1 protein-coding gene is annotated in these 233 nt (G+C 65.7%); it reads left to right on the top strand.

Annotation, left to right across the window (positions count from 1 at the left end; all coding sequences use genetic code 11):
- The coding region (locus KVT45_RS55815) for a GH36 C-terminal domain-containing protein (RefSeq protein ID WP_217562796.1) at nucleotides 1-196 on the top strand (196 nt) is incomplete at its 5' end.
- Between the last annotated feature and the right edge of the window lie 37 nt (nucleotides 197-233).

Below are 233 nucleotides of genomic sequence, written 5' to 3'. Positions count from 1 at the left end.
CCTCGCCTGGCTGCAGGCCCAGAGCTACGGCGTGCCGGCGCCGGCGGTGCGGCTGCAGGGTCTCGACCCCACGGCGTCTTACGTATGCCGCGAAACGGGCGAAGTGTATCGGGGTGCCGTCCTGTTGCACCACGGTCTGCACACCGGACTGAAGGGTGACCTGGATGCGTCGGTCATCCGGCTCCGTCGGCTCTGATGCATCTGCCCGAATTAGCACCTTCATTACAACTCGC

The sequence above is a fragment of the Streptomyces sp. GbtcB6 genome (genome assembly GCF_019091475.1).
Lineage (GTDB): Bacteria > Actinomycetota > Actinomycetes > Streptomycetales > Streptomycetaceae > Streptomyces > Streptomyces hyaluromycini.
This window is presented reverse-complemented; position numbering and strand designations above follow the sequence as displayed.